Below are 25,116 nucleotides of genomic sequence, written 5' to 3'. Positions count from 1 at the left end.
CGCCCCATCACGGGCGCGCTGTCTATCATGCGGGCCAGCCTAGCTCACGGGCGCACGCGATGCGCAGCGACATAGCGTGTGAGTCGCCTCATGGCAATGGGATATTTCTTCTCGATCAGAACTCGTAGCGTGAGGCTCATCAACTACAGAATCGGGAGCACTCATGTCTGCGAACACCCCCACCGCACATGACCAACGCACGGAGGCGACGGACATCCCGCCGCAGGCCACTCCTGCTCCCGAGCCCCTGTACGAGCGCGTCGACATCGACCGCTACGTTGTCTTCCATGAGGGTCCCGTCGGATACATCGAGCACGTCGCCCCGGTCTTCGTCTGCTACGTCGGAGTGCCGTACCCCCGCGCGGAGGAGGTGGCGCAGGTGCACGACTTCCACGAAGCGGTGAAGACGGTCCTGCACCGCGCAGCGTCTGTTCGGCGCGCTCTGTGAGCCTCGAGGTCTGGCCCGGGTCGCCGTATCCCCTCGGGGCGACGTTCGACGGACAGGGCACGAACTTCGCGCTGTTCAGCGAGGGAGCCGAGAAGGTCGAGCTGTGCCTCTTCGATGAGGACGGCACCGAGCACCGCGTGGAGCTCGAAGAGGTCGACGCATTCGTGTGGCACGGCTACCTGCCGTCGATCCAGCCCGGTCGCCTCTACGGCTACCGCGTGCACGGACCGTTCGACCCTGCGCAGGGGCAGCGCTTCAATCCGAACAAGCTGCTGCTCGACCCCTACGCCAAGGCCGTCTCCGGCCGACTCGATTGGGGCCAGCCGCTGTTCGGCTACGACTTCGGCGACCCCGACTCGCGCAACGACGAGGACTCGGGCGCGGCCATGGTGAAGGGCGTGGTGGTGAACCCGTTCTTCGAGTGGGCCGGCGACCGTCTGCCCAAGACGCCCTACGCGCAGACCGTGATCTACGAGGCGCACGTGAAGGGTCTAACCATCCAGCACCCCGAGGTGCCCGAGGATCTCCGCGGCACCTACGCCGGTATCGCGCACCCCGCCGTCATCGAGCACCTGGTGCATCTCGGCATCACCGCCATCGAGCTGATGCCCGTGCACCAGTTCGTGCACGACTCGATCCTCGAGGAGAAGGGGCTGTCGAACTACTGGGGGTACAACACCCTCGGGTTCTTCGCCCCGCACAACGACTACGCCTCGAGCGGCCAGCACGGCGAGCAGGTGCAGGAATTCAAGGCGATGGTCCGCGCGCTGCACGCAGCAGGCATCGAGGTGATCCTCGATGTGGTGTACAACCACACCGCGGAGGGCAACCACCTCGGCCCGACGTTGTCGATGCGCGGCATCGACAACGAGGCGTATTACCGCCTGGAGGAGGATCGCCGGTACTACACCGACTACACCGGCACGGGCAACAGCCTGAACGCGGGCAACCCGCATTCGCTGCAGCTCATCATGGACTCCCTGCGCTACTGGGTGACCGAGATGCACGTCGACGGCTTCCGCTTCGACCTCGCATCGACCCTGGCGCGGGAGTTCTACGACGTGGACCGCCTCGCGGCGTTCTTCGAGCTCGTGCAGCAGGATCCGGTGGTCTCGCAGGTCAAGCTCATCGCCGAGCCGTGGGACGTCGGTCCCGGCGGATACCAGGTCGGCAACTTCCCTCCGCAGTGGACCGAGTGGAACGGAAAATACCGCGACACCGTCCGCGACTTCTGGCGTGGCGAGCCGCAGGCGCTCGGCGAGTTCGCGTCGAGGCTGACCGGGTCGGCCGACCTGTACGAGCACTCGGGCCGTCGTCCTGTCGCCTCGATCAACTTCGTCACCGCTCACGACGGCTTCACGCTGCGCGACCTCGTGTCGTACAACGAGAAGCACAACGAGGCCAACGGCGAGGACAACAACGACGGCGAATCGCATAATCGCTCGTCCAATCACGGCGTCGAGGGTCCGACCGACGACGAGGGCATCAACCGGCTCCGCGCCCGCCAGCAGCGCAATTTCCTCGCGACGCTGCTGCTGTCGCAGGGCGTGCCGATGATCGCGCACGGCGACGAGCTCGGCCGGACGCAGCACGGCAACAACAACGGCTACGCCCAGGACAACGAGATCACCTGGGTGGACTGGGAAGCGGCCGACCATCCGCTCATCGAGTTCACCGCCGCCCTCGCCCGGTTGCGTCGCAATCATCCGACGTTCCGTCGCAGCCGCTTCTTCGACGGACGCCCTGTTCGCTCGGAGGACGGCGAGCGCACGCCCGACGTGGTCTGGCTGCGACCCGACGGTCGCCGGATGGAGCCGGAGGACTGGGACAACGGCTTCGGCCTCGCGGTCGGCGTGTTCCTCAACGGCCAGGGCATCCGTGAGAAGGACCGCCGCGGCCAGCCGGTGTCGGATCAGAACTTCCTCGTCTACTTCCACAGCGGAACGGACGCCGTCGACGCCGTGCTCCCCGACGACCGTCTCGGAGATGCCTGGGACGTGGTCGTCGACACCTTCGGCGAGCGCGCGGGCGAGACCCGACTCGCTCCCGGGTCGTCGATCACCCTCGAGGCAGCCTCGCTGCTGGTGCTGCGCGAAGCCGCGGCGGAGGAGCCACCCACCGACGACTCGGTCGAGGCATCGCTGCGTATGCAGACCGAGCGCACCGAGGCACCTGCCCCGGCCCCGACTCCGGAGCTCCCTCGATGACGCGGCGTCCGCTCTCGACGTATCGCCTGCAGATCCGCGCCGGATTCACACTCGACGACGCCGCGGCGACGACGGAGTACCTGTCGGCGCTCGGCGCGTCGTGGGCGTATCTCTCGCCGCTGCTGGCTTCGACCCCGGGCTCCGACCACGGCTACGACGTCGTCGACCACTCGCACGTCGACGAGTCGCGCGGCGGGCCGGACGGACTCGACCGGTTCGCCACCGCGGCGCGCGCAGCGGGTCTCGGCATCCTCATCGACATCGTGCCGAACCACGTCGGCGTCGGAAGCCCGCGCGACAACCCGTGGTGGTGGGATGTGCTGCGTCTCGGTCGTGCGTCTCGTCACGCCATCGCGTTCGACGTCGATCGTCGACTCGGCGACGGTCGCATCCGCCTGCCGATCCTCGGTTCATCCGTCTCCGAGGTGCTGGCCGCCGGCGACCTCGAGGTCGACACGACTCCTACCGACGATGCCCCCGACGGCACGCTGCACTACTTCGAGCACGTGCTCCCGCTCGCGCCGGGCACGGGCGAGCTCGTCGGCGACCTGCCGGCGCTGCTCGACGCGCAGAACTACGAACTGCGTTTCTGGGCGGACCAGAACGCCGAGCTGAACTACCGCCGTTTCTTCGCGGTGCCGGAGCTGGCCGGCATCCGCGTCGAGCTCCCGGATGTGTTCGAGGAGTCCCACCGCGAGATCGTCCGCTGGATCACCGACGGTCTCGCCGACGGCCTGCGTGTCGACCACCCCGACGGCCTGGTCGACCCAGCCGGCTACCTCGAGAACCTCGCGGATGCCACGGGTGCGGCGTACACGCTGGTCGAGAAGATCCTGGAACCCGGTGAGGAGCTGCCGTCGTGGTGGCGCACAGACGGCACGACCGGGTACGACGCCCTGGCCGAGATCGACCGCGTGCTCATCGACGGCGACGGCGTGGCGGAGCTCGACGCGCTCGACGCCCGCCTTCGGGAGGAGACCGGGCTGTCCCCGTTGGAGGCATGGCACGACCTCACGGTGTCGACGAAGCGCATGGTCGCCGAGACGATCCTGCAGTCCGAGGTGCACCGACTCGTGCGGTCGCTGCCTCACGGCGTCGTCGCGGCGAAGTACGCCCTCGCCGAGATCGTCGCGGGTTTCCCCGTGTACCGCTCGTACCTCCCGGCCGGAGGCGAGCACCTGCAGCAGGCGATCGACGCCGCGACCGCACGCCGGCCCGACCTCGCCGAGGCCATCGGCGAACTGACGCCGCTGCTCTTCGACACGGCGCTCGAGGTGTCGGAGCGCTTCCCGCAGGTGAGCGGCGCGGTGATGGCGAAGGGCGTCGAGGACACCGCGTTCTACCGCTTCACGCGGCTGGGCACGCTGACCGAGGTCGGGGCCGACCCGTCGATCGCGTCGCTGTCGGTCGACGACTTCCACGAGGCGCAACGCGCCCGACTGGCATCCTGGCCGCACTCCATGACGACCCTGTCGACGCATGACACGAAGCGCTCGGAGGACGTGCGTGCCCGTCTCTCGGTGATCGCCGAGGTGCCGCAGCGGTGGGCCGAGGTCCTATCGGATCTGCGCGCCGTCGCGTCGACCGGCCACGGCCCGTTCGACGCCCTGCTGTGGCAAGCGGCCGTCGGCGCTTGGCCGATCTCGACCGAGCGGCTGCGCGAGTACGGCCTCAAGGCGGCACGGGAAGCCGCAGAGGGCACCACCTGGCAGCATCCTGACGAGAAGTTCGAGAGAGGCGTCATCGCGATCGCCGAGGCGGCGAACGGTGCAGCCCGCGAGATCGTGCAGGGCTTCGTCGACGAGATCGTCGGCGCCGGTCGCAGCAACTCGCTGTCCGCGAAGGTGCTGCAGCTCGCGGCGCCGGGCGTTCCCGACGTCTATCAGGGCACGGAGCTCTGGGACCACTCGCTCGTCGATCCCGACAATCGCCGTCCGGTCGACTTCGCGGAGAGGGAACGGATGCTGCGGAAGCTCGACGCCGACGTGGCGCGCGGCGACCTGCCGCCGATCGACGACTCCGCGATGGCGAAGATGCTCGTCACTTCCCGCACGCTGCGGCTGCGCCGCGACAACCCAGAGCTCTTCGAACGCTATCGACCCGGAGTCGCCGCTGGTTCGGCATCCGATCATGTGGTGGCGATGGACCGCGGCGGCGTGCTCGCCGTGGCGACGCGACTGCCGGTCGCTCTCGATCGCCGGGGAGGCTGGGGCGATACGGTGCTGCTTCGCCATGATCTCCCCGCGACAGACGCCTTCACGGGTCGTCGCATCGGGCCGGGCTCCGTGCGGCTCGCCGAACTGCTCGACACCTACCCCGTCGCCCTGCTGGTGGACGAGCGATGATCGGCGTCTGGGCTCCGCGGTCCGAGCGCGTGCGCCTGCGTCGTCTGACTCCCGGCGGTGCGGTGATCGGCGAGCACGAACTCGCTCGCGACGAACACCGCGACGGGTGGTGGGCGATCGACGTCGACCTGCCGGAGGGAGAGCGCTACGGGTTCGTTCTCGGGGACGGCGACGACCTGCGCCCCGACCCCCGCTCGCTGCGTCAGCCGGGCGGCGTGCACGGCCCCTCAGCAGTGTTCGACACGAACCTCTTCGAGTGGGACGACCAGGACTGGACCGGTCGCCAACTCGCCGGCGGCGTGATCTACGAGCTGCACGTCGGCACCTTCACCCCGGACGGCACGCTGGACGCGCTGATCGGACGGCTCGATCACCTCACAGGTCTCGGCGTCACCCACGTCGAGCTGCTGCCGGTCAACGCCTTCAACGGGAAGTGGAACTGGGGCTACGACGGCGTGCTCTGGTACGCGGTGCACGAGGCCTACGGCGGCCCCGCCGCCTATCAGCGCTTCGTGGAGGCGGCGCACGATCGCGGCCTCGCCGTGATCCAGGACGTGGTCTACAACCACCTGGGACCGAGCGGCAACTACCTGCCCGAGTTCGGACCGTACCTGCGCGACGGCCAGAGCAACACGTGGGGCGCCTCCGTGAACCTCGACGAGCACGAGGTGCGCGAGTACATCATCGAGAACGCGCTGACGTGGCTGCGCGACTTCCACGTCGACGGCCTGCGCCTCGACGCCGTGCACGCGCTGCACGACGACAGCCCGACGCACCTGCTGCGTGAGCTCGCGGAGCGGGTCGACGCGCTGTCGGCGCACCTCGGCCGCCCGCTGACGCTGATCGCCGAGTCGGACATGAACGACCCGACGCTGATCCTGCCCCGCGAAGCCGGGGGCTACGGGCTCACCGCGCAGTGGTCGGACGACTGGCATCATTCCGCCCACGTCGCGCTGACCGGCGAGACCTCCGGGTACTACGAGGACTTCGCCGACCCTGAGGCGCTCGTGAAGACGTCGCAGTCCGGGTTCTTCCACGACGGCACCTACTCGTCGTTCCGGGAGCGGGACCACGGCTCGCGGATCCCGGAGACGGTTCCCGCGTGGCGCCTCGTCACGTTCGCGCAGGACCACGACCAGATCGGCAACCGAGCCGCGGGAGACCGCCTGTCGGCGACCCTCTCGCCGGAGCGGCTTGCGGTCGCGGCGGTGCTGACCCTCACCGCCCCCGGCACGCCGATGCTGTTCATGGGCGAGGAGTGGGGTGCGTCGACGCCGTGGCAGTTCTTCACCTCGCATCCCGAGCCGGAACTCGGCCGCGCGACCGCCGAGGGGCGCATCGCGGAGTTCGCGAAGATGGGATGGGACCCGGCCCAGGTGCCGGACCCGCAGGATCCGGCGACGTTCGAACGCTCGCACCTGCGGTGGGACGAGATCGACGACCCGTCTCACGCCCGCCTCCGGTCCCTCTACCGCCGCCTGACCGCGCTGCGGCGGGAGCGGCCGGAACTCACCGACCCCGACATGACGCACACCGTCGCCGCCGTCGAGAACGCGGACACGGCTCCCGACGCGCGAGCGTTCCGTATCGACCGGGGCGCGGTGGCCGTGCTGGTGAACCTCACCGGCGGAGAGGTCGACTTCGAGATCCGACCCGGAGACGCCGTGCTGCTCGAGACCGCGGAGTCCCGTCCGCACGAGGACCGGATCACTCTCGGTCCCGAGTCGGCCGCGATCGTCGGACCGCTGCTCTGAGCCTGGTCAGGGCGCGAGGTCCTTCGCGAAGCACAGCGACAGGTCGCTGCCGACGTAGTGCCCGTACAGCGGGATCGCCGTGTATCCCTCGCGCGAGTAGAAGCGAACGGCATCGGGCTGCGCGGTACCCGTCTCGAGCACGAGACGACGGATGCCGAGGGTGCGCGCCTCGTCCTCCAGCCCTCGCAGCAGGGATGCGGCAGCGCCGGTGCCCCGCGCCTCCGGTGCCGCGTACATGCGCTTGATCTCGGCGACCGCGTCTCCCAGGTCGGGTTCGTCGAGCGGGCGGAGGCCGCCGCAGACGATCGCCTCCCCTGCGGGGTCCCGCGCGAGGAGGAACACCGGGACGTCGTCGGCGGAGGGGATGACTCCCGGCTCGTGATCGTCGCTCCCGTATCGCTCGTCGAGCTCCCGACGCTGTGCAGCGCGCAGCCGTACGGCGTCCGGATGCTCCCAATCGACACGGTGGATCGACACGCCCATGAGTCCTCCTCATCGTCTTCGGGCACGACCCTATCGAGGTGACGTTTCGGGATGTTGCGCGAATTCATCTTGTAATGAATTCACCGAGAGATGTACTGTGAGGCCGTGACCCTCACGGCATCCCTCTCGCACACCTCCGCCGTCGCGCGCCTCGGGCATGCGCTCTCCGACCCGACGCGCGCCGCGATCCTGCTCGCACTGCGCGCTGCCCCGGCTTATCCCTCAGACCTGGCGGACGAGCTCGGGGTGACCCGCCAGTCCCTGTCGAATCACCTCGCGTGCCTGCGCGGATGCGGACTCGTCGAAAGCACCGCCGACGGTCGTCGCAGCCGGTACGAGCTGACCGATCCGCACCTCGCTCCCGCACTCGATGAACTCATGAGGGTCGTGCTGCTCGTGGAGCCCGGCTGCTGCAACGGCGACGGGTGCACGTGCTGATGACGACCACGCTCAGCCACGCGCGACGCACGACACTGCACGGACGCATCCGCCTCATCGTCGCCATCACCATCTTCTACAACGTGATCGAGGCGTTCGTCGCCATCGCCGCCGGCACGGTCGCCTCATCCGCCGCCCTCCTCGGCTTCGGACTCGACTCCACCATCGAGGTGCTCTCGGCAGCCGCGGTCGCCTGGCAGTTCACCCGCAGAGACCCCGAACGGTGGGAGAAGCCGACGCTCCGCGTGATCGCCGTCGCGTTCTTCGCGCTGGCCGCGTACGTCGCCATCACCTCGGCGCTCTCGCTGCTCGGCGGAGCGCGTCCCGAGCACAGCCCGGTCGGATTGGTGCTCGCCGCCGTCAGCGTCGTCGTCATGCCCTTCCTCTCGCTGGCTGAGCGGCGAGCGGGCCGAGAGGTCGGATCCGCCACGGCCGTCGCCGATTCGAAGCAGACGCTGATCTGCACGTATCTCTCCGTCGCCGTGCTCCTCGGGCTTGCGCTCAACAGCCTGCTCGGCTGGTGGTGGGCGGATGCCGTCGCCGGACTCGTGATCGCCGGGTTCGCGATCCGCGAGGGCGTCGAGGCCTGGAAGGGCGATTCCTGTGCGACGTCCGTCGGGATGATCCTCGAGAGCGAACAGGACGACCACGACCACCACGATCACCACCACTGAGCGGCCGGCGACCGGTTCAGATCCAGCCGCGCTCCTCGGCGAGCAGCACGGCCTGCTGACGCGTGGAGACCGAGAGCTTCGCCAGCACGGCCGAGATGTGGTTGCGCACGGTCCCCGGCGCGAGCGACAGAGCGCGGGCGATCTGCCCCGTCGTCTCGCCCCGTCGACCGGCACGCAGCACGTCGAGCTCGCGGTCGGTGAGAGGAGAGCGCTCGTCGCTGAGAGCGTCGGCAGCGATCTGAGGGTCGACGTAGCGCGCTCCGGCGGCGACCCGGCGGATGACGTCGGCGACCTCGTCCGCTCCCCGGGACTTGGGCAGGAATCCCGCCACTCCGGAGGCCAGGGCACGCCGCAGCACACCGGGGCGAGCATGACGGGTGACCACCACGCACCGGGTCGCGATCGCGCGGTTCAGCCGCTCGGCGACCTCGACGCCGTCGAGACCCGGCATCTCCAGATCGAGGAGACAGACGTCCGGCGTCAGACGCAGCGCCTCGGCGACCGCCTGCTCGCCGTCCTCGCACTCGGCGACCACGTCGATGTCGCCCTCCAGACGCAGTAGCGCGGCGAGCGCCGAACGGATCATGCCCTCGTCATCGGCGAGCAGCACTCGGATCATCGTCGCCCTCCCTGCACCCCATCACTCGCCGGTACGGTGACGACGACGGCGAACTCGTCGCCCTCGTCGCGCACCTCCAGCGTGCCGCCGACCTCGGCGATGCGCCTCTTCACGCCGTCGAGGCCGGATCCCGTGTGCTCACGCCGCGCGGAGGGGTCGACGTCGTTGACCACTTCATACCGCCACCCGCCGTCGGCACGCGCGAAGGTGAGCCGCGCGCGGCGCCCCGCCCCGTGACGAAGCACATTCGTCGTCGTCTCGCGGATCACGGGCCCGAGTGCGGATGCCGGTGCCTCGCCGGCATCCGCAGCGATCTCCGCATCGACGGAGATGCCCGCGGCACTCAACAGGTCGCGGGCGTTGGCGACCTCGTCGCCGAGCGGCACCGACCGGAACCGGGTGGCGAGGTCGCGGGTCCCCTGCCTGGCGTCGTCGACGCTGGCGCGTGCGGCACGGAGCTGGTCCAGCGCGCCGTCCGGGTCTCGCGCCATGAGCCGTTCGGCGAGTTCCAGCTGCAGCGCGATGACCTGCAGATGATGACCCTGCAGGTCGTGCACGTCGGTCGCGATGCGCAGACGCTCCTGGGTCGCGGCGAGGCGCGCCTCGGACGCGCGGGCCCGATCGAGGGTCACCAGCACGTCCCACCACCACAGCGACGACACCGACATCGCCGGGATGACGATCGCATAGAGCGTGGGAATCCACTCGGGGATGCCCACGCCCAGGGCGCCGCGTGCGCCGTCGACGAATGCGAAGCCGATCATCACGAGAGTGGCGAGACCCACGACCCGCACCCGTACACCGCGCTGCCAGTTCAGCAGCACGACCGACTGGGCGAGGGGCATGACCCCGAACAGCCAGCTGTCGGCCGCGAGCCCGGCCGCGGCACCGTAGGCGACGGCGACGAGCAGCGGCACGGCGATCCGCGCCCACGGGAATCCCGGCCCGTTCTCGACCCGGTGGCGATAGGCCGAGAGGAGCACCATCGTCGACACCAGCCAGACGATGCCGCCGGCGCCGACCACGACGGTCGCGATCGGGTCCACGGGCGTCGCGAGCACGCGGAGCGCCCACGCGAAGACGAGGAACAGTTCGATGAAGACGACGGCGGTGACCGTGTACCACCACGTCGCGGTGATGCCGCGAGCGAGCGCGCGAGCTCCAGGAGGCGGGTCGCCGAGCGGACCGGCGACGGCGGAAGGGCTGCTCACCCCTCCCACCATAGGGGCGTGACAGTTGTCATGGATGCCGCGTGCGAAGCACCCGGAAACCGGTGACGGCGCGACACTGCCGCGCACTCCGCCGACGCGATGGACTTGTCCCATCAAGGCGGAGAGCCCGCCCTCCCGAACCTCAGGAGCACACCATGAACCTCGTCGAGACGTTCCAGAACCTCGTCGCCCAGGTGCCCGACCTCGTCCAGCCGCTCATCGTCGCTCTCGCCGGCGCGATTCCCTTCATCGAGGGTGAGGGCGCCGCTGCGATCGGCATCATCGGCGGCATCCACCCGGTGATCGCCGCTCTCGCGGCGATGGCCGGCAACTTCCTGTGCGTCGCGATCCTCGTCATCGCCGGTGCCGGCGCCCGCAAGGCGATCGTCACCCGCTCGCGCAACCGCGAGGCCGTCGCGGCCGGCGGCGGCTCGCTCGCCGAGGTGGATGCCGAGGCCGACCGCGGCTCGGCACGCCGCGCCAAGTTCCAGCGGGCATTCGAGCGGTACGGCGTACCCGGCGTGAGCCTGCTCGGCCCCCTGCTGCTGCCGACCCACTTCACCGCGACCATGCTCGCCGCGTCGGGCGTCGGCAAGGGCCGCGTGCTCATCTGGCAGGCCGCGGCGATCATCCTCTGGACCACCGCGGTCACCCTGATCATCAGCGGCGCGATCTACGCCATCCGCTGACGCGCGGACTCCGCACCCCGGTCGCAGTTGGTGCCGCCGAGATCGCATCTCGGCGGCACGAACTGCGACCGGGGGTGCCGGATGCTGCACGTCACCGCGCCGAGCGCGGCGCGAGCGTCGCCAGGAGCTGGAGCTTCTCGTGGCTCTCCGTGCCGGGCACCGCCGTGTACACGAGGAGCAGATGCGACTGCACCGGGTCGACGAGCGTCTGGCAGGCGAGTTCGATCTCGCCGAGCTCCGGATGCACGAAGCGCTTCGTCTCCCGCGGGCGGATGCCGACCTCCTGACGGCCCCAGGCCGCCCGGAACTCCGCGCTGCGCTCGACGAGCAGGCGCGAGTACTCGGCCGCGCGCGACCGCGGACCGCGCAGCGAGATCAGCTCGCGCAGACCGGAGGCCCACAGCCGCACGAGGAACTCGTGATCGTCGGGGTGGTACAGCGCTCGGGTGCGGGCATCCGTGAACCAACGGAACCCGAGACTGCGCTCCGGCCCCGTGAGACCAGCTGTGTCTCCGGTGAGCGCGACGCCGAGCGGAGTCTGCCGCAGGGTCTCCCCCAGCTCGGTCACGATCTCGGCGGGCGTGTCTTCGAGCCGGTCGAGGATGCGCAGCATCCCCGGGCTGATGTGCTCGGCGCCGGCTCCGCTCTGCGGTGGACGGTGGCCGGCCAGTCGGAAGAGGTGATCGCGTTCGTCGAGGGTGAGGTGCAGGCCCTGGGCGATCGACGACAGCATCTGCGCGGACGGCTGCGGCCCGCTGCCCCTCTCCAACCGGGCGAGGTAGTCGGGCGACATATGACTGAGCGCCGCCACCTCCTCGCGCCGGAGTCCCGCCGTGCGGCGTCGGCTCCCCCGCTGCAGACCGACGTCCTCCGGCTGCAGCACCTCGCGGCGGTGACGCAGGAACTCGGCGAGCGCATCGCGATCGATCGGCATGGATCCCCCTGGTTGGTCGGTTCGATCCTCACACGGCGCGGTGACGGCATCCACTGATCGTCATGTCCTGGATACGGCGCCGCCGGCCCGCGAGAGTGGACGGCGACACCGAGGAGCACGCCATGACACCACGCACCCCCGACATCACCCTCCCGTCTCTGACCGGCCGACGCGCCGTCGTCACCGGCGGCAGCGACGGCATCGGTCTGCGCATCGCCGCACGGCTGGCGCGACAGGGCGCGGAGGTGATCCTGCCGGTGCGCAACAGCACGAAGGGGGATGCCGCGGTGCGGGCGATCCGCGCCGACGCCCCTGATGCACGGGTGCTCACGCTGCCGCTCGATCTCTCGTCGCTGGAGTCGGTCGAGTCGTTCGGAGCCACGATGCGCGCCGACGGGGCGCCCATCCATCTGCTGGTGAACAACGCGGGCGTCATGACGCCGCCGGAGCGTCAGACGACGGCCGACGGCTTCGAGTTGCAGTTCGGCACCAACCACCTGGGGCACTTCGCACTCGTCGCGCATCTGCTGCCGCTCCTGCGCGAGGGTCGCGCGCGGGTGACGTCCCAGATCAGCATCTCGGCGAACCAGGGGGCGATCAACTGGGATGACCCGAACTGGGAGCGGTCGTACCGCGGCGGCAGGGCCTACAGCCACTCGAAGATCGCGTTCGGACTGTTCGGCCTCGAACTCGATCGGCGCAGCCGGGCAGGCGGTTGGGGCATCAGCAGCAACCTGGCTCACCCCGGCGTCGCGCCGACGAGTCTTCTCGCCGCCCGCCCGGAGCTCGGACGCGCCCGAGACGGCGTCGACGTGCGCCTGATCCGCTGGCTGTCGGCCCGAGGTGTCCTGCTCGGGACCCCCGAGTCCGCCGCGCTGCCCGCGCTGTACGCCGCCGTCTCCCCCGAGTCCCGGGGCGGCGCCTTCTACGGCCCGAGCGGCCCGTTGCATCTGGGCGGCGCGCCCGCGGAGCAGCCGCTGTATTCGCGACTGCGCAGCGGGGACGACGCTCGTCGCATCTGGATGCTGTCCCAGGCGCTCACGGGCGTCGATTATCCGCGGGTGTGAGCACGAGCGGGACAGACGACGCCGTCGAGGCCGAGCGGCTCGTGCACCCGTTTCAGACTCCGCCCGCCAGCCGTGAACACGTCGTCGCTACGGTCGGGAGGTCCTGTCCAACGACTTCTCCCGGGAACCCCAGTGACACTCCCTCCTCCTCTCCGTTCGAACGCGCGCGTCTCGACCAGCCCCGACTCGCGGCCGTACCGCCCGACCCTGACGGTCGCGCTCATCTTCGTCTTCGTCCTGGTCATCGCGCCCTACGTGAACCGACTCGCCCCGCTGTTCGGAGGATCGGCCGAGGAGGATCGCAGCGACGATCCGTTCGGCGCCCTCCAGAACCTGCAGCCCCTCGCCGATCTGCTCTTCGACGATTTCGCCTTCGAGCTGATCGCCGTGCTCGCGTTCATCACGGTGATGCGCTGGTGGCGGTTGCTGCAGTTCGAACCGTACCCGCTCCGCCCCCGCGCCTTCGGCGCCCTCCCCATCGCGACTGCCGCCCTCTTCACCGTCGCCACCCTGATCGGCGTCATCGCGACTCCCCGCCCCGACTGGCGGCTGCTGGCTCTGCAGGCTGCCTTCATGCTGGTCGTCGCCGTCATCGAGGAGTTCTGCTGGCGAGGTGTCGCGGTGATCGGGCTGCGCGGGTCCGGCGTGCCGGAATGGCTCGTCTGGCTTCTCACGTCCGCGGGGTTCGCCGCGATGCACTTCCTCAATCTGTTCGCCGGCGCCGATGTCGAGGGCACCCTGGGGCAGGTCGTGTTCACGTTCCTGCTCGGCTCCGCGTGCTACCTCGCCCGCCGCGTCGCCGGCATCTGGCTCGCGGTCGCGGTGCACTTCACGAACAACTACCTGCAGGTCGCGGCCAGCGGGAGCGCCGAGTCGCCGCTCTTCGACCTCGTGAACGCCACCGCGATCGGGGGCCAGGCACTGATGGCGCTGGCGCTCCCCATGACGATCGTCGTGCTGATCCTCGAGGCGCGGCGCACCCGCCGCGCCTCGAGGTCGGCGATGGCTACTCCGTCAGGGTGAACCGCACGGTGGTCGCATTGCCGGCGACATCACGTACGACGAGCGTGTTGTCGCCGGCCACGGCACCCATCGATCCGGGCACCACGGCGTTGAGATCGGACCACACGGCATCCGTGACGTTCTTCACCTCGCCGTTCAGCACCACGAGATCGACCTTGCCCGCGTCGTAGAGCTTGAACGAGACCCTGCTGTACACCCCGTCTCCCCCGATCGACTGGGTCGATCCGCCCTTGACCGTGACGGTCGGCGGCGTGACGTCGAGAGTGAAGACGACGGTCGTCGCGTTGCCCCCGACATCGGAGACGATCAGGGTGTTCATCCCCTCCACGGCTCCGAACGCTCCGGGCACGACACCGTTGAGGTCCGACCAGACGGCATCCGTGAGGTCTTTCTCCACTCCGTTCAGCGTCAAGCGATCGATCCTGCCCTCGTCGTGGAGCTTGAACGACACCCGGCTGTAGACACCGTCGCGTCCGACCGTCGCGCCCGGCTCGCTCTTCACCGTGACGCGGGGATCGACGTCGTCGACCGCGGCGGCCGTGACGGAGAGGTCCCGCAGCCGACCGACGTTGTCGAACGATCCGAAGCCCACCCGCCCGGTCGGGAAGGTTGTGTCGGTCGCCGTCATCAGCGGCGCGTCCAGTCCGTCGAGGTACACGGCGACCTGACCCGTGTCGGCGCACCGGATGAGCCGCACATCGTGCCACTCCTCGTCGGTCACCGCGGGCGGCGCGCCGACCGTGCCGTTCCACTGGTCGTCGATCCGCTCACGGTCGACCCCGTTCACCTTGAAGATGCCGTTGTGCGGGTAGATCGTGTTGTCCTTCGACAGATGGGCGTAGTAGTACTCGGTGTCGGACTGCCATCCGAAGACCAGGATCACGTCGCGGTTGTTCACCGACGCCTTCTCGTCGAGACGCACCTGCGCCGTCAGGTCGAACGAACCCAGCTCCTCCCCTTCGGTCAGCACGGCGTACTCGAACGGACGGCGGATGCCGTCAGCCGGATCCGTTCCCGGTTCGGTGAGCACGATCTCGTCGCCGGAGAAGTCCCACTTCGCGGGAGTCCGAGGCGCCCAGTTCGCGGCATCCATGACGTCGGTGATGACCTCGCCGTCGGGCAGGCACGGGGCGGGTGCCGGCGGCTCACTCGGCGCCGCACCGTACAGCGCGTACTGCGCCGCGACCTGCTCGGCGGTGGGTACGGTGTCGAGCAGCATCACATCGTCCATGCGCCCATGGAACGGATTCGCCTCGCGCGTGTTCTGCGGGAAGCTGCCGCCGATCTTGATGCCTGCCGGTGCGGTGTCGGACGTCGCGCCCTCGCCCCAGGGGTTGGATGCCGTGTACCGACCTGCCAGCTCCTCGCCGTTCATGAACAGCTTCATCTCTCCGGCGGCGAAGTCGAACGTCGCGGCGAGGTGCACCCACTGCCCCTTCTTCAGGATCTCGTCCCACGGCAGGTCGGCGGCGAAGGTCCAGGACCCCGCTCCGTCCACGCGGCGGCCCAGGGCGACGAGCTTCAGCTCGCCGTCGACCGTGATGACTTCGAGCAGAGCGCGCACGGCGTGCCCGTCGGACGTGCCGGTGAGCACGCCGGCGAGTCCGATCGCGTTGTACACATCGTCGGGAGTCGCCGTGCCGGAGTTCAGCGCCGGATGGTCGCCCGTCGGCTTGAACCAGCCCATCACGGAGACCTGCTCGGCGCCGGCGAACGCCGAAAGCGAGTCGACCCCCGAGGAGTCGTAGACGCCCGCCTTCCAGTCGTCGTTCGACGCGGTGCGCGGGCTCATCTGCTGCGTCTGCAGCGCCTTGCCCGCGCCGGCGTACGCGCTGTCGGCGACGCGCATCTCGACCCCGCCGTTGATGAGAGAGATGTCGGTGCCGGAGCGCCCCTGATCGACCTCGACCGTCGGGTTCGCGGTACCGGGGTGGTCGAAATCGTGGTGGGTCACGACGTTCGGCGCGAGTTCGGGGAGGACGAAGGGCGATGCCGGTGCACCTGTCTCTCGCGCACCCGTCACCTTCCAGATCTTCCCGTTGGCCTTCGATACGAGGTACAGCTCGCCGTCGGCATCCGACCCGAACCGCAGATCGACGCGTGTGTCGCCGACGAGTTCCTGGAACGTCGTCTCGACGCCATCGGCGAAGACCCGCAGCTGCTCGATCGTCGCGAGGTCCTCGATGTCGCCGTCGTTGCGGACCATCTCGTCGGCCTGCGTCGAGAGCACCCAGCCGCGCACGAGATCGGTGAAGAGATAGCGTCCCTGCAGCTCGGCGATGTCGCCGCGATAGACGAATCCGCCGTTCACGGCCACCCCGGCATCTCCCGTCTGCCCGGGATCACGGTTGTGGTCATAGGCCGCGACCGGGTAGGTGAACCCGTACTGCGCGTCGTCGGCGGGAAGCGGGAAGATCTGTCGGTTCTCGGCGAGGAACGACCCCTCGCGCACCGACCACCCGAAGTTGTCCCCCGGTTCGACGGCGTAGATCGACTCGACCTGCCACTCGCCGATGTGAGCGAGGTACATGGTGTGGTCGCCCTCCGGGTCCCAGCTGATCCGGTGCGGATCGCGAAGACCCACCGCGTAGATCTCGGGAAGAGCCCCGGCCTGACCGACGAAGGGGTTGTCGGCCGGCACGCCATAGGCGCCGTTCGCACTGTCGGATCCGGTCGGGTCGATGCGCAGCACCTTGCCCTGCGGCGTCGCGAGGTCCTGCGGGTTGCCGTTGCCCACGCCGTTCCCGCCGTCCCCGACGAGGATGTACAGGATGCCGTACTCGGCAGTGTCCGGCTCCGCGGTCGGGTTGAACGCGATCTGCTGCACGGTGTGCACGCGGCCGCCGAAAGGTATGCGCATGACCTCGCGGTGGGTGCCGGCGAACGTCGCCGCCGACGGATCGGTGGCCTTCCATTCGGTGATCACGCTGTGGAACTGCGTGTTGCCGTAGGCGGGGAAGTCGGGGGCATCCTCGGTCAGCGCCGTGCCGCCCTCGGTGTGCACGGTGTAGAACAGCCCGTTGTCGGCGAAATCGGGGTGGAACTCCGCGGCGCCGAGTCCGGTGCCGAGCCCCGCGCTGTTGTGGAAGTTGTCGACGAACTGATCCCGCACGTTCAGATACGGCACGTACTCGCCCGACGCCTTGTCGACGAGGTAGAGGATCGCGTTGTTGTCCGGCACCATCAGGCGACCCGATCCGTCCGGCACCTCGTCGAGGTGCGTGATGCGGTTGTGCCGCACGAGACGGGGATCCTGCGTGGCCGGGGTGGTCTGCGACGCCGGCAGCTGCGCGAGCTCCGTGACCTCGATGCCGAGGGAGGCGAGCTGGGGGTCGGGCAGCGGGTTGAGCAGCGGCTGAGCCGGCGTCTCCCCTGGTGCGCAGTCGCCGTCGTTGCCGGTGGCGATCGCGAGGTTCTCGCGGGCGGTGTCGACCGCGACGTCGTCGAGCAGCAGGCGACCGGCGCTCGATGAGCCGTTCTTCCAGAAGAAGCGGTCGAGCGAGCCGTCGACGGCCTGACGGAACCCGAACTGCTCCTCGGTGCCCTCCGGCAAACGGGTGATCTGCTCGTACGGGCCGCCCTGACTGTAGACGGCGACCTGATCGTTCGCGTTGTCGGCGACGATCCACACGCACTGCCAGGCGTCGCGCGACCACACGCCGGCGGGCTGGAACGCCCCTCCGTCGCGGACGCGCAGCACGTCGTCGTTCTGGTTGTTCACGTAGGCGCGGCTGTGCGTGTAGTCGTTCGGCGCATCGACGTCGGTGAGGCCGAACGAGGTGTCGACGCTGCCGGTGCGCAGGAACCGGAAGAACAGCGTGCCGGTGTCGCCCTCGGCGATCGCGGGGATGTCCCGGTAGGCCTGCTGCCCTCCGCCGACCGACTCGACCACCTGGTTGTTGCCGTTCAGCGGGTCGGCGACCACCTGCGGCGCGGCCGAGGCGACCCATCCGTCCTGACCGTTCAGGGCCGTGCGCTGGTAGTCCTCGAAGTCGATCAGCTCGGTGAACGGCTCCGCGGCCGCGGCCGGGGATGCCGCGAGCAGCCCACCCGCCATGATCGCGGCGACCGCTCCGGCGGCCATCCGTCTGCGTGCCCGGCGGGACGGCGGAGCCCCTCCCGCACTTTCGTTACCCTGCGTCGATCGCATGCTTCGTTCCTGCATCAGAAACCTCTCAACGTCGTCGTCGTGCGGTGTCGTGCCGGGGTGACTGCTGTCTCGCTCCGGGGCGGCACCGCAGCGGAGCGGACGATCGTGACGAGCGGACTGACTACCTACCCGTCAGGGTGCGGATCAGTGGTTGGCGGCGGGCTTCCCTCCGAGGTAGAGCGCGGCCAGCGTGGGGTCGGCGAGCAGGTCGGATGCCGGACCCGAGATGTGGACCCGACCGAGGTCGAGCACGCAGCCGATGTCGGCGGTCTCGAGTGCGCGGCGGGCGTTCTGCTCGACGAGCAGCACGGCGGTGCCGGCGTCCCGCATCCGCACGACCTGCTCGAACACCTTCTCGGTCGTCTTGGGGTCGAGTCCCATCGACGGCTCGTCGAGCAGCACGACCTTCGGACTGACCATGAGCGAGCGCGCGAACTCGACCTGCTTCTGCTGGCCGCCGGAGAGCAGACCCGCGAGCTGCTTCCACCGCTCCCCGACGATCGGGAAGAGGTTCTGCACGAACTCGACGCGCTCCTGGATGACCTTCTGGTCTTTGAGGGTGAACGCGCCGAGCATGACGTTCTCGCCGACCGTCATCTCACGGAAGACGCTGTGCCCCTGCAGGACGTGGGCGAGGCCGTTGCGCAGCATCGACTGCGGTCCGTCGCCCGTGATGTCACGGCCGTCGACCTCGATGCGCCCCGACCGCGGCTTGAGCATGCCGCTGGCGACCTTGAGCACGGTCGACTTGCCCGCGCCGTTCGGGCCGACGAGGCAGACGACCGACCCGGGCGGCACCTCGACGGTGAGCCCTCGGAGCACGAGCGCGGCGCGGCCGTAGCCGGCCTCGATGTCGCGCAGTTCGAGCAGGTTCTTCGCTTCAGACTCCAAGGTAGGCCTCCAGGACGCGCGGATCTTGCTGGATGATCTCGGGGGTGCCCTCGGCGATCGGCCGGCCGCGGTCGAAGACCACGACGTGATCGCACAGGCTCATGACCATCTCCATGTTGTGCTCGACGATGATGAAGGTCTTGCCCTCCTCGTTGAGTTCGCGCACGAGGGTGGCGATGCGACCGATGAGGGCGGGGTTCACGCCGCCGGCCGGCTCGTCGAGCATGATCGTGTCCGGCTCGCCCATGAGCACGCCCGCGAGCTCGAGGAGCTTCTGCTGGCCGTAGCTGAGGTTGCGGGCCTCGGCGTGCTCGAGGTGGTCGATGCCGACGCGTCGCAGCCATCCGCGTGCTCGTTCCAGCTCGTCGGGATCGTGCGCCGATCGCAGCTGCTGACGGATGCTCGTGCTCCGCACCGCGACGAGCAGGTTCTCCATCACGGTCATCCGCGGGAAGACTCGGCACAGCTGGAAGCTGCGTCCGATCCCCGCCCGCGCGATACGGTCGGGAGACTTCCGCGTGATCGACTGACCCCGGTAGCGCACCTCGCCCGAGTCGGGCTTGATCATGCCGGTCACGCAATTGAAGAACGTGGTCTTGCCTGATCCGTTGGGCCCGATCAGGCCGTTGACCTTGCCCTCCTGGAAGCGGACGGAGGCCGCGTCGACGGCGGTGACGCCGCCGAACGACTTCGTCATCGAGTCGGTGCTCAGGCTCTCGAGCGTGGTGGTGGCGGCGTTCATGCTGACGTCTCCTTGCTCGCGGCATCCGCTTTTCGCTTCTCGTTCTGCTCGAGCAGCTGCGCCGCAGTGACCTCTCGGATCGAGGCCTGGTCGGACTTCCGCCGGAACAACGATCCGACGGCGGGGATCACGCCGTCGGGCATGAAGAGCACGACGACGCCGAGCAGGATGCCGGTGGCGATGAGGTGGAACTGCGTGTCGCCGAACTCGAGCTTGAAGTACTCCAGCGCGACGCCGACCACGACGGCTCCGAGCAGCGGGCCGAACAGGTTGCGCACGCCGCCGAGCAGAGCCATGAGCACCATGTACGAGCCGATGAGGATCGAGAACTGGAAGATCGGGTCGAGGTCGCCGAACCACAGCGCGTACAGACCGCCGCCGAGCGCCACGAAGAACGCCGAGAGGATGTAGGCGATGAGCTTGTAACGGGTCGTCGGGACACCGAGCGACTGCGCCTTGTCCTCGTCCTCGCGGATCGACTTCAGCGCGGTGCCGAACTTCGACCGGTCGATGATCCACCAGGTGAGCAGGGCCACCGCGAGGATCGCGACGAACAGGTAGAAGAACACGCGGTGGTGCTCTGGGCGCAGCATTCCCGGGAACGGACGGGGGACGTTGAGCCCCTCGGATCCGCCCGTGACGTCGCGCCAGCTCTGGAACACCAGGAGCATGATGAGCACGAACGCGATCGAGACGATCACGAACGACGCGCCGCGCACCCGGAGGGCGGCGATGCCGATCGGGATGGCGATCACGGCCACGAGGACGGTCGCGAGGATCCAGGCGACGAAGCCGGGCAGCGCGAGGTACTTGATCAGCAGACCGGTGCCGTAGGCGCCGAGCCCGAAGTAGGCCGCGTGCCCCAGGGAGATGTACCCGGTGAACCCGCCCATGAAGTTCCACCCGGTCGACAGGACGGCGTAGTTCAGGATGACGACGCCCGCGGAGAGGATGTACGGGTTCGGAGCGATGGCCGGGAAGGAGAGGATGAGCGCCGCCCCGATCACGATCAGGACGAGGCGCACCCAGGTCGCCGACGGGCGGCGGACGGGGGCGGGCGGAGCGACGACGACCGTCTCGGTCGCGATCGGTTCGCGGCTAGAAACGCTGGGCAAGACGACCTCCGAAGAATCCCTGCGGACGGAACATGAGCGTGGCGAACAGTGCGACGTAGAACACCGTCTGGGCCCACGTCGGCCCGAGCGGCAGCTGCAGCAGGCTCTGCGCGATGCCGAGCACGAGGGCGGCGATCGCCGCACCCGGGATGCTGCCGAGACCGCCGACGACGATGATCGCCATGAGCGGTCCGATCCAGTGCCAGTGCAGCGAGGGGTAGATCGTGGCGTCGAGAGAGAGGGCCGTGCCGCCGATCGCCGCGGTCGCAAGGCCGAGTCCGAAGCCGTAGCCCGCCACTCGGTCGGTGTTGATGCCGACCAGACGCGCCGCTTCGGGGTGCTGGATCGTCGCCCGCAGCGCCTGACCGAACTTCGTGTACTTCAGCAGCGCGAAGAGACCGGCGAGGGCGACGGCCGCCAACCCGAACGCGATCAGCTTGACCACCGGCACCTGGGCGCCGAGGACCTCGATGCTCGCACTCGCGTAGGGCAGCGGGATGCGGCGCTGGGTTCCGGAGAAGAAGAACCCGAGCGCTCCCTCGATGATGAGCGCCACCGCGAACGTCAGCAGCACCGACATCATCGTGAGCGTCAGCGGCTTGAGCCGGGACACGAGCAGCCGCTGCATCACGACGCCGGTCAGGAAGAACAGCGGCACCGTGACGACCAGCGATACCAGCGGATCGATCCCCGTCTCGCGGTTGAACCACCAGGCGAGGTACGCCGCGAGGATCAGGAAGGCGGAGTGCGCGATCATGACGACGCGCATGATGCCGAAGTAGAGGGTGAGCCCGGCTGCCAGGAGGGCGTAGAGCCCGCCCAGCAGGATGCCGAGGATGAGGCTTTGAAGAAGGAGGGATCCGCTCACGATGTGCTGATCACCACGTCGGCTTCGGGAAGAGGAAGTCGGTCTCCTTGACGTCCTCGGGCAGGACGATCCGGATCTCGCCGCCGACCCACTGCTGGATGAGGTGAGCGCCGGTGGGCTTGCCCGTCTCATCCCAGCTGAGCGGACCGACGACCGTCTCCACCTCGTTCTCGCGGAGCCAGTCGATCAGCTCCTGCTGGCACTCGCCCTGCTCGGCACAGCCCACCGCCTCGACGGCGGCGGCGACGACCTGACCCGTCGTGTAGGCGTTCGCCTCGTCTTCGGCTGGTGGGTTCCCGTGCATCTCGGTGTACTTCTCGACGAATTCGATGTTGCTGGGGAACTGCGAGTCCGGCGAGTATCCGGTGGGCGCGAGGATGCCCTCGGTCGCCCCGCCGATCGCCGCGGCGAACTCGGGGTTCGTCGGAGCGGTCGAGAAGGCGGCGAGCTCGGGCTGGTAGTTCAGCTGCTGCAGCGCGATGATGAGGTTCACCGCATCCTGGTACTGCGTCCCGCCGATCACGATGTCGGCGTCCGACTGCGCGATCTTCGCGGCGATGGTGGAGAAGTCCGTGGTGTTCGGCGGGTAGACCTCGTCGACGAGGATCTCGACGCCCGCCTCCTCCAGCTTGTCGCGGAGGCCGTAGGCGGTGCCCTGCGCGAAGGGGTCGTCCATCGCTGCGACGGCCGCGGTCTCGGGGCGCTGGTCCTCCGGAAGCGCGAGCAGATAGTCGGCGAGGTTGTTGTAGTGGTCGTTCGCGATCGCGGGCGCGGCGTAGAAGAGGTTGTCGAAGCCCTGCTCGAACACCTCCGCCGCGGCGCCGGCCGGCTCGACGAAGAGCATGCCGTACTCCTGGGCGACCCGAGCCGAGGGGACGACCAGGCGGGTGGAGAACGGCCCGAACACGAGGTCCACGCCGTCCTGCGCGATGAGCGACTCGTAGTCGGAGACGACGCGGTCGGCGTTGGACTGGTCGTCGAGGATCTTGAGCTCGACCGGGCGACCGAGGAGCCCGCCGTTCTCATTGACGATGTCGCGCCAGGCCTCGTAGCCCCGCTCGACGCCTTTGCCCGGCTCCGAGAAGTCTCCGGTCAGAGGCAGCGAGATCCCGATGACGATCGGGTCGTCCTCTCCACCTCCGCCCGCGTCTCCCGTTCCCGAACAGGCTGCGAGCAGCAGACCGGCGATGGTGACGGTTCCGATCGCGGCGGGAATCCGTCGGCTGTGGCGGCGTGCAGTCATTGCGGTGTCTCCTACGTCATCGTAGCGAAAGCGCTTTCGTAAGCGCTTCCGCTAATATACTGGGATACAAACGCCGAGAGCAACCCTCAACGCTTATCGCGTCGGATTAGCTCCCTGGGGGAGGTTCTCAATGAAGCGCATCACCGGCACACCGCGTCTGATCGACGTCGCCCAGGCCGCGGGGGTCTCGCTCGCGAGCGCGTCGCGCGCGATGACCGGCGGATCGGGCATCTCGCAGGCGGTCGCCGAGCATGTCCGACGCATCGCGAAGGAGCTCGGGTACGAGCCCGACCTGCACGCCCGCGGCCTCGCCGGCGGTCTCGTGCCGACCATCGGGCTGCTCGTGCACGAGATCGGCGACCCGTACTTCTCCGAGATCGCGAGCGGCGTCATCCGCAGCGCCACACTCGAGAACCGCTCGGTGCAGATCGCGCAGGCCGAGCGCACGCCTGAGAGCGAGCTCGCGCAGGTGCAGTCCCTCAGGCGGCAGCGGGTCGGCTCGATCATCATCGCGGGTTCCGGCTACTCCGACCCCTCGCACGAGGAGCGCATGACCGCGGCCCTCGCGGACTTCGCTCAGGCGGGCGGCCGTGCGGCGGCCATCGGACGACACCACCTGGCCATCGACTCGGTCCTCCCCGACAACCACGGCGCCGGGGTCTCGATCGGACGCCACCTCGCCGACCTCGGTCATCGCCGCATCGGTGTCGTCGCCGGACCGCTCGAGCTCAACACCGTGACCGACCGCATCGCCGGCCTGCGAGAGGGGCTGGCCGACGCGAACGCCGAACTCACTGTCGTATCTCACGCCTTCACCCGCGAGGGCGGCATGGCCGGAGCGCGCGAGCTGCTCGACAGGGAGCTCACCGCGATCGTCGGACTCAACGACGCCATGGCCATCGGCATCCTCAGCGAGCTCCGACAGCACGGCATCCGGGTACCCGACGACCTCTCCGTCGTCGGGTTCGACGACATCGCCGTCGCCGCCGACGTCGCGCCCGCGCTGACCACCGCCCGTATCCCGATGTTCGAGATGGGGCAGCACGCGGTCGGCCTCATCCTGCGGCCGGAGAGCGATGAGCCACGCGCGGTGACGACGACTCACGAACTGATCGTCCGCGACTCCTCGGGCCCGCCCCGCTCCTGAGCGGCGGATGCCGTCGACCGGCGATCGGGCGCGGTCCGTTCGTCTGCCAGGATGCTGTCATGCCCCGCTTCGATCTCGATCCCGAACAGCTGCGCGCCTACCGCCCCGACGTCGCCGAACCCGCCGACTTCGACGAGTTCTGGAGCACGACCCTTGCAGCATCCCGCGCCAAGGCGGAGCCGGCACGCCTCACTCGCGTCGAGTCGCCGCTGCGCACCGTGGAGGTCTTCGACGTCACGTTCTCGGGGTACGACGGCGACCCGATCTCCGGGTGGCTGACGCGCCCCGCCGGAGCCCACGAGCCGCTACCGGTCGTCGTCGAGTACAACGGCTACAACGGTGGACGGGGGCTCCCCCACGAGCACCTCGCGTGGGCCGCGTCCGGCTACGCTCACCTGTTCATGGATACCCGCGGCCAGGGATCGGGATGGGGAACCGGCGGAAGCACCCCCGACCCTCACGGCACCGGCCCTTCAGCGGCCGGCTACATGACCCGCGGCATCCTCGACCCGGCCGATTACTACTACCGTCGCGTCTTCACCGACGGGGTGCTCGCGGTCGACGCCGTTCGCGGCATCGACGGACTCGACCCGCAGCGGGTCGCCGTGACCGGTACGAGCCAGGGCGGGGGCATCGCCATCGCCGTCGCCGGGCTCGCCGACGACCTCGTCGCCGTGATGCCCGACGTGCCGTTCCTCTGCCACTTCGAGCGTGCCGTCGGCATGACCGGCCGCGACCCGTACCAGGAGATCGTGCGGTACCTCTCGGTGCACCGCGATCAGGTCGACGAGGTCTTCCGGACGCTCTCGTACTTCGACGGCGTCAACTTCGCCGGGCGTGCGACGGCCCCCGCGCTCTTCTCGGTCGCCCTGCTCGACCAGGTCTGCCCGCCCTCGACGGTGTACGCAGCGCGGAACAGCTGGGGTGGGACCGCCGACATCGTGGACTACCCGTTCAACGAGCACGAGGGCGGCCTGGGCGAGCAGTGGCTGCGGCAGGCGCAGTTCCTCGCCGAGGTGGTCGGGGCGCGCTGAGCCCATCGCACGTCAGCGACCGACCTCGGCGTCG

At 69.2% G+C, this 25,116-nt stretch carries 21 protein-coding genes; 11 read left to right on the top strand and 10 right to left on the bottom strand.

Translation table 11 applies throughout. From position 1 onward, the window contains the following. The first annotated feature begins 163 nt into the window (after window positions 1-163). From M3195_RS15815 to treZ, 4 genes are read left to right on the top strand one after another with little or no spacing between them, the layout of a single operon-like run. Window positions 164-448, top strand: coding sequence for a hypothetical protein (locus M3195_RS15815; RefSeq protein WP_251588995.1), 285 nt, complete (start codon window positions 164-166; stop codon window positions 446-448). After that, entirely contained in the window at window positions 445-2,655 is a 2,211-nt protein-coding gene (glgX, locus tag M3195_RS15810) for a glycogen debranching protein GlgX (RefSeq protein WP_251588994.1), read from the top strand. The genes M3195_RS15815 and glgX overlap by 4 nt, the downstream gene beginning before the upstream one ends. Beyond that, window positions 2,652-5,000: a malto-oligosyltrehalose synthase gene (gene treY, locus M3195_RS15805; protein WP_251588993.1), complete on the top strand. Its 2,349-nt coding sequence runs from the start codon at window positions 2,652-2,654 to the stop codon at window positions 4,998-5,000. The genes glgX and treY overlap by 4 nt, the downstream gene beginning before the upstream one ends. Further along, on the top strand, window positions 4,997-6,754 hold the full coding sequence (treZ, locus tag M3195_RS15800; RefSeq protein WP_251588991.1) for a malto-oligosyltrehalose trehalohydrolase: 1,758 nt from the start codon (window positions 4,997-4,999) through the stop codon (window positions 6,752-6,754). Before treY ends, treZ begins: the two co-directional genes overlap by 4 nt. A 6-nt stretch (window positions 6,755-6,760) precedes the next feature. Here treZ and M3195_RS15795 read toward each other — a convergent pair whose 3' ends face one another. After that, a complete protein-coding gene (locus M3195_RS15795) occupies window positions 6,761-7,237 on the bottom strand; it encodes a GNAT family N-acetyltransferase (protein WP_251588989.1) in 477 nt (158 codons plus the stop codon). 105 nt (window positions 7,238-7,342) lie between these two features. Here M3195_RS15795 and M3195_RS15790 point away from each other — a divergent pair, with 105 nt between their 5' ends. Beyond that, a complete protein-coding gene (locus M3195_RS15790; RefSeq protein WP_374209335.1) occupies window positions 7,343-7,675 on the top strand; it encodes an ArsR/SmtB family transcription factor in 333 nt (110 codons plus the stop codon). Continuing rightward, complete coding sequence (locus M3195_RS15785; RefSeq protein WP_251588985.1) at window positions 7,675-8,349, top strand: cation transporter; 675 nt, start codon at window positions 7,675-7,677, stop codon at window positions 8,347-8,349. The genes M3195_RS15790 and M3195_RS15785 overlap by 1 nt, the downstream gene beginning before the upstream one ends. Before the next feature lie 16 nt (window positions 8,350-8,365). Here the strand turns inward: M3195_RS15785 and M3195_RS15780 are convergent, their stop codons facing one another. Together M3195_RS15780 and M3195_RS17155 are read right to left on the bottom strand one after the other, a co-directional pair. Next, a complete protein-coding gene (locus M3195_RS15780) occupies window positions 8,366-8,968 on the bottom strand; it encodes a response regulator transcription factor (RefSeq protein ID WP_251588983.1) in 603 nt (200 codons plus the stop codon). Continuing rightward, window positions 8,965-10,179 carry a sensor histidine kinase gene (locus tag M3195_RS17155; protein WP_251588981.1) on the bottom strand — a complete coding sequence of 405 codons (1,215 nt, stop codon included), beginning with the start codon at window positions 10,177-10,179 and terminating at the stop codon, window positions 8,965-8,967. Before M3195_RS17155 ends, M3195_RS15780 begins: the two co-directional genes overlap by 4 nt. A gap of 155 nt (window positions 10,180-10,334) precedes the next feature. On the opposite strand from M3195_RS17155, the gene M3195_RS15770 reads away from it, so the two are divergent. Further along, window positions 10,335-10,868 carry a small multidrug efflux protein gene (locus tag M3195_RS15770; protein ID WP_251588979.1) on the top strand — a complete coding sequence of 178 codons (534 nt, stop codon included), beginning with the start codon at window positions 10,335-10,337 and terminating at the stop codon, window positions 10,866-10,868. Window positions 10,869-10,959: 91 nt separating this feature from the next. On the opposite strand, the gene M3195_RS15765 is transcribed toward M3195_RS15770, so the two are convergent. Beyond that, window positions 10,960-11,802 carry a helix-turn-helix transcriptional regulator gene (locus M3195_RS15765; RefSeq protein WP_251588977.1) on the bottom strand — a complete coding sequence of 281 codons (843 nt, stop codon included), beginning with the start codon at window positions 11,800-11,802 and terminating at the stop codon, window positions 10,960-10,962. 122 nt (window positions 11,803-11,924) lie between these two features. Between M3195_RS15765 and M3195_RS15760 the strand changes: the two genes are divergently transcribed. Next, entirely contained in the window at window positions 11,925-12,869 is a 945-nt protein-coding gene (locus tag M3195_RS15760) for an SDR family oxidoreductase (RefSeq protein WP_251588976.1), read from the top strand. 132 nt (window positions 12,870-13,001) lie between these two features. Beyond that, window positions 13,002-13,892 (top strand): CPBP family intramembrane glutamic endopeptidase, encoded by an 891-nt coding sequence (locus tag M3195_RS15755; protein WP_251588974.1) that lies wholly within the window; start codon window positions 13,002-13,004, stop codon window positions 13,890-13,892. On the opposite strand, the gene M3195_RS15750 is transcribed toward M3195_RS15755, so the two are convergent. From M3195_RS15750 to M3195_RS15725, 6 genes are all read right to left on the bottom strand, one after another. Then, window positions 13,876-17,976 carry a PQQ-dependent sugar dehydrogenase gene (locus M3195_RS15750; protein ID WP_251588972.1) on the bottom strand — a complete coding sequence of 1,367 codons (4,101 nt, stop codon included), beginning with the start codon at window positions 17,974-17,976 and terminating at the stop codon, window positions 13,876-13,878. The genes M3195_RS15755 and M3195_RS15750 overlap by 17 nt on opposite strands. A gap of 210 nt (window positions 17,977-18,186) precedes the next feature. Next, window positions 18,187-18,933, bottom strand: coding sequence for an ABC transporter ATP-binding protein (locus M3195_RS15745; protein ID WP_251588970.1), 747 nt, complete (start codon window positions 18,931-18,933; stop codon window positions 18,187-18,189). Further along, window positions 18,923-19,675: an ABC transporter ATP-binding protein gene (locus M3195_RS15740; RefSeq protein WP_251588968.1), complete on the bottom strand. Its 753-nt coding sequence runs from the start codon at window positions 19,673-19,675 to the stop codon at window positions 18,923-18,925. The genes M3195_RS15745 and M3195_RS15740 overlap by 11 nt, the downstream gene beginning before the upstream one ends. After that, the gene (locus M3195_RS15735) at window positions 19,672-20,790 is read right to left on the bottom strand and encodes a branched-chain amino acid ABC transporter permease (RefSeq protein ID WP_251588966.1); all 1,119 of its coding nucleotides are present in this window, start codon (window positions 20,788-20,790) and stop codon (window positions 19,672-19,674) included. Before M3195_RS15735 ends, M3195_RS15740 begins: the two co-directional genes overlap by 4 nt. Then, the gene (locus tag M3195_RS15730; RefSeq protein ID WP_251588965.1) at window positions 20,774-21,658 is read right to left on the bottom strand and encodes a branched-chain amino acid ABC transporter permease; all 885 of its coding nucleotides are present in this window, start codon (window positions 21,656-21,658) and stop codon (window positions 20,774-20,776) included. Before M3195_RS15730 ends, M3195_RS15735 begins: the two co-directional genes overlap by 17 nt. Before the next feature lie 10 nt (window positions 21,659-21,668). Continuing rightward, window positions 21,669-22,901, bottom strand: a complete 1,233-nt coding sequence (locus tag M3195_RS15725) for an amino acid ABC transporter substrate-binding protein (protein ID WP_096713346.1) — start codon at window positions 22,899-22,901, stop codon at window positions 21,669-21,671. 130 nt (window positions 22,902-23,031) lie between these two features. On the opposite strand from M3195_RS15725, the gene M3195_RS15720 reads away from it, so the two are divergent. Both M3195_RS15720 and M3195_RS15715 read left to right on the top strand, forming a co-directional pair. Continuing rightward, window positions 23,032-24,048, top strand: a complete 1,017-nt coding sequence (locus tag M3195_RS15720; RefSeq protein ID WP_251588963.1) for a LacI family DNA-binding transcriptional regulator — start codon at window positions 23,032-23,034, stop codon at window positions 24,046-24,048. A gap of 59 nt (window positions 24,049-24,107) precedes the next feature. After that, a complete protein-coding gene (locus tag M3195_RS15715) occupies window positions 24,108-25,082 on the top strand; it encodes an acetylxylan esterase (protein WP_251588961.1) in 975 nt (324 codons plus the stop codon). Window positions 25,083-25,116 lie beyond the last annotated feature (34 nt).

The organism is Microbacterium hydrocarbonoxydans, from assembly GCF_023715885.1.
In the GTDB taxonomy this organism is placed as follows: Bacteria; Actinomycetota; Actinomycetes; order Actinomycetales; family Microbacteriaceae; genus Microbacterium; species Microbacterium hydrocarbonoxydans_C.
This window is presented reverse-complemented; position numbering and strand designations above follow the sequence as displayed.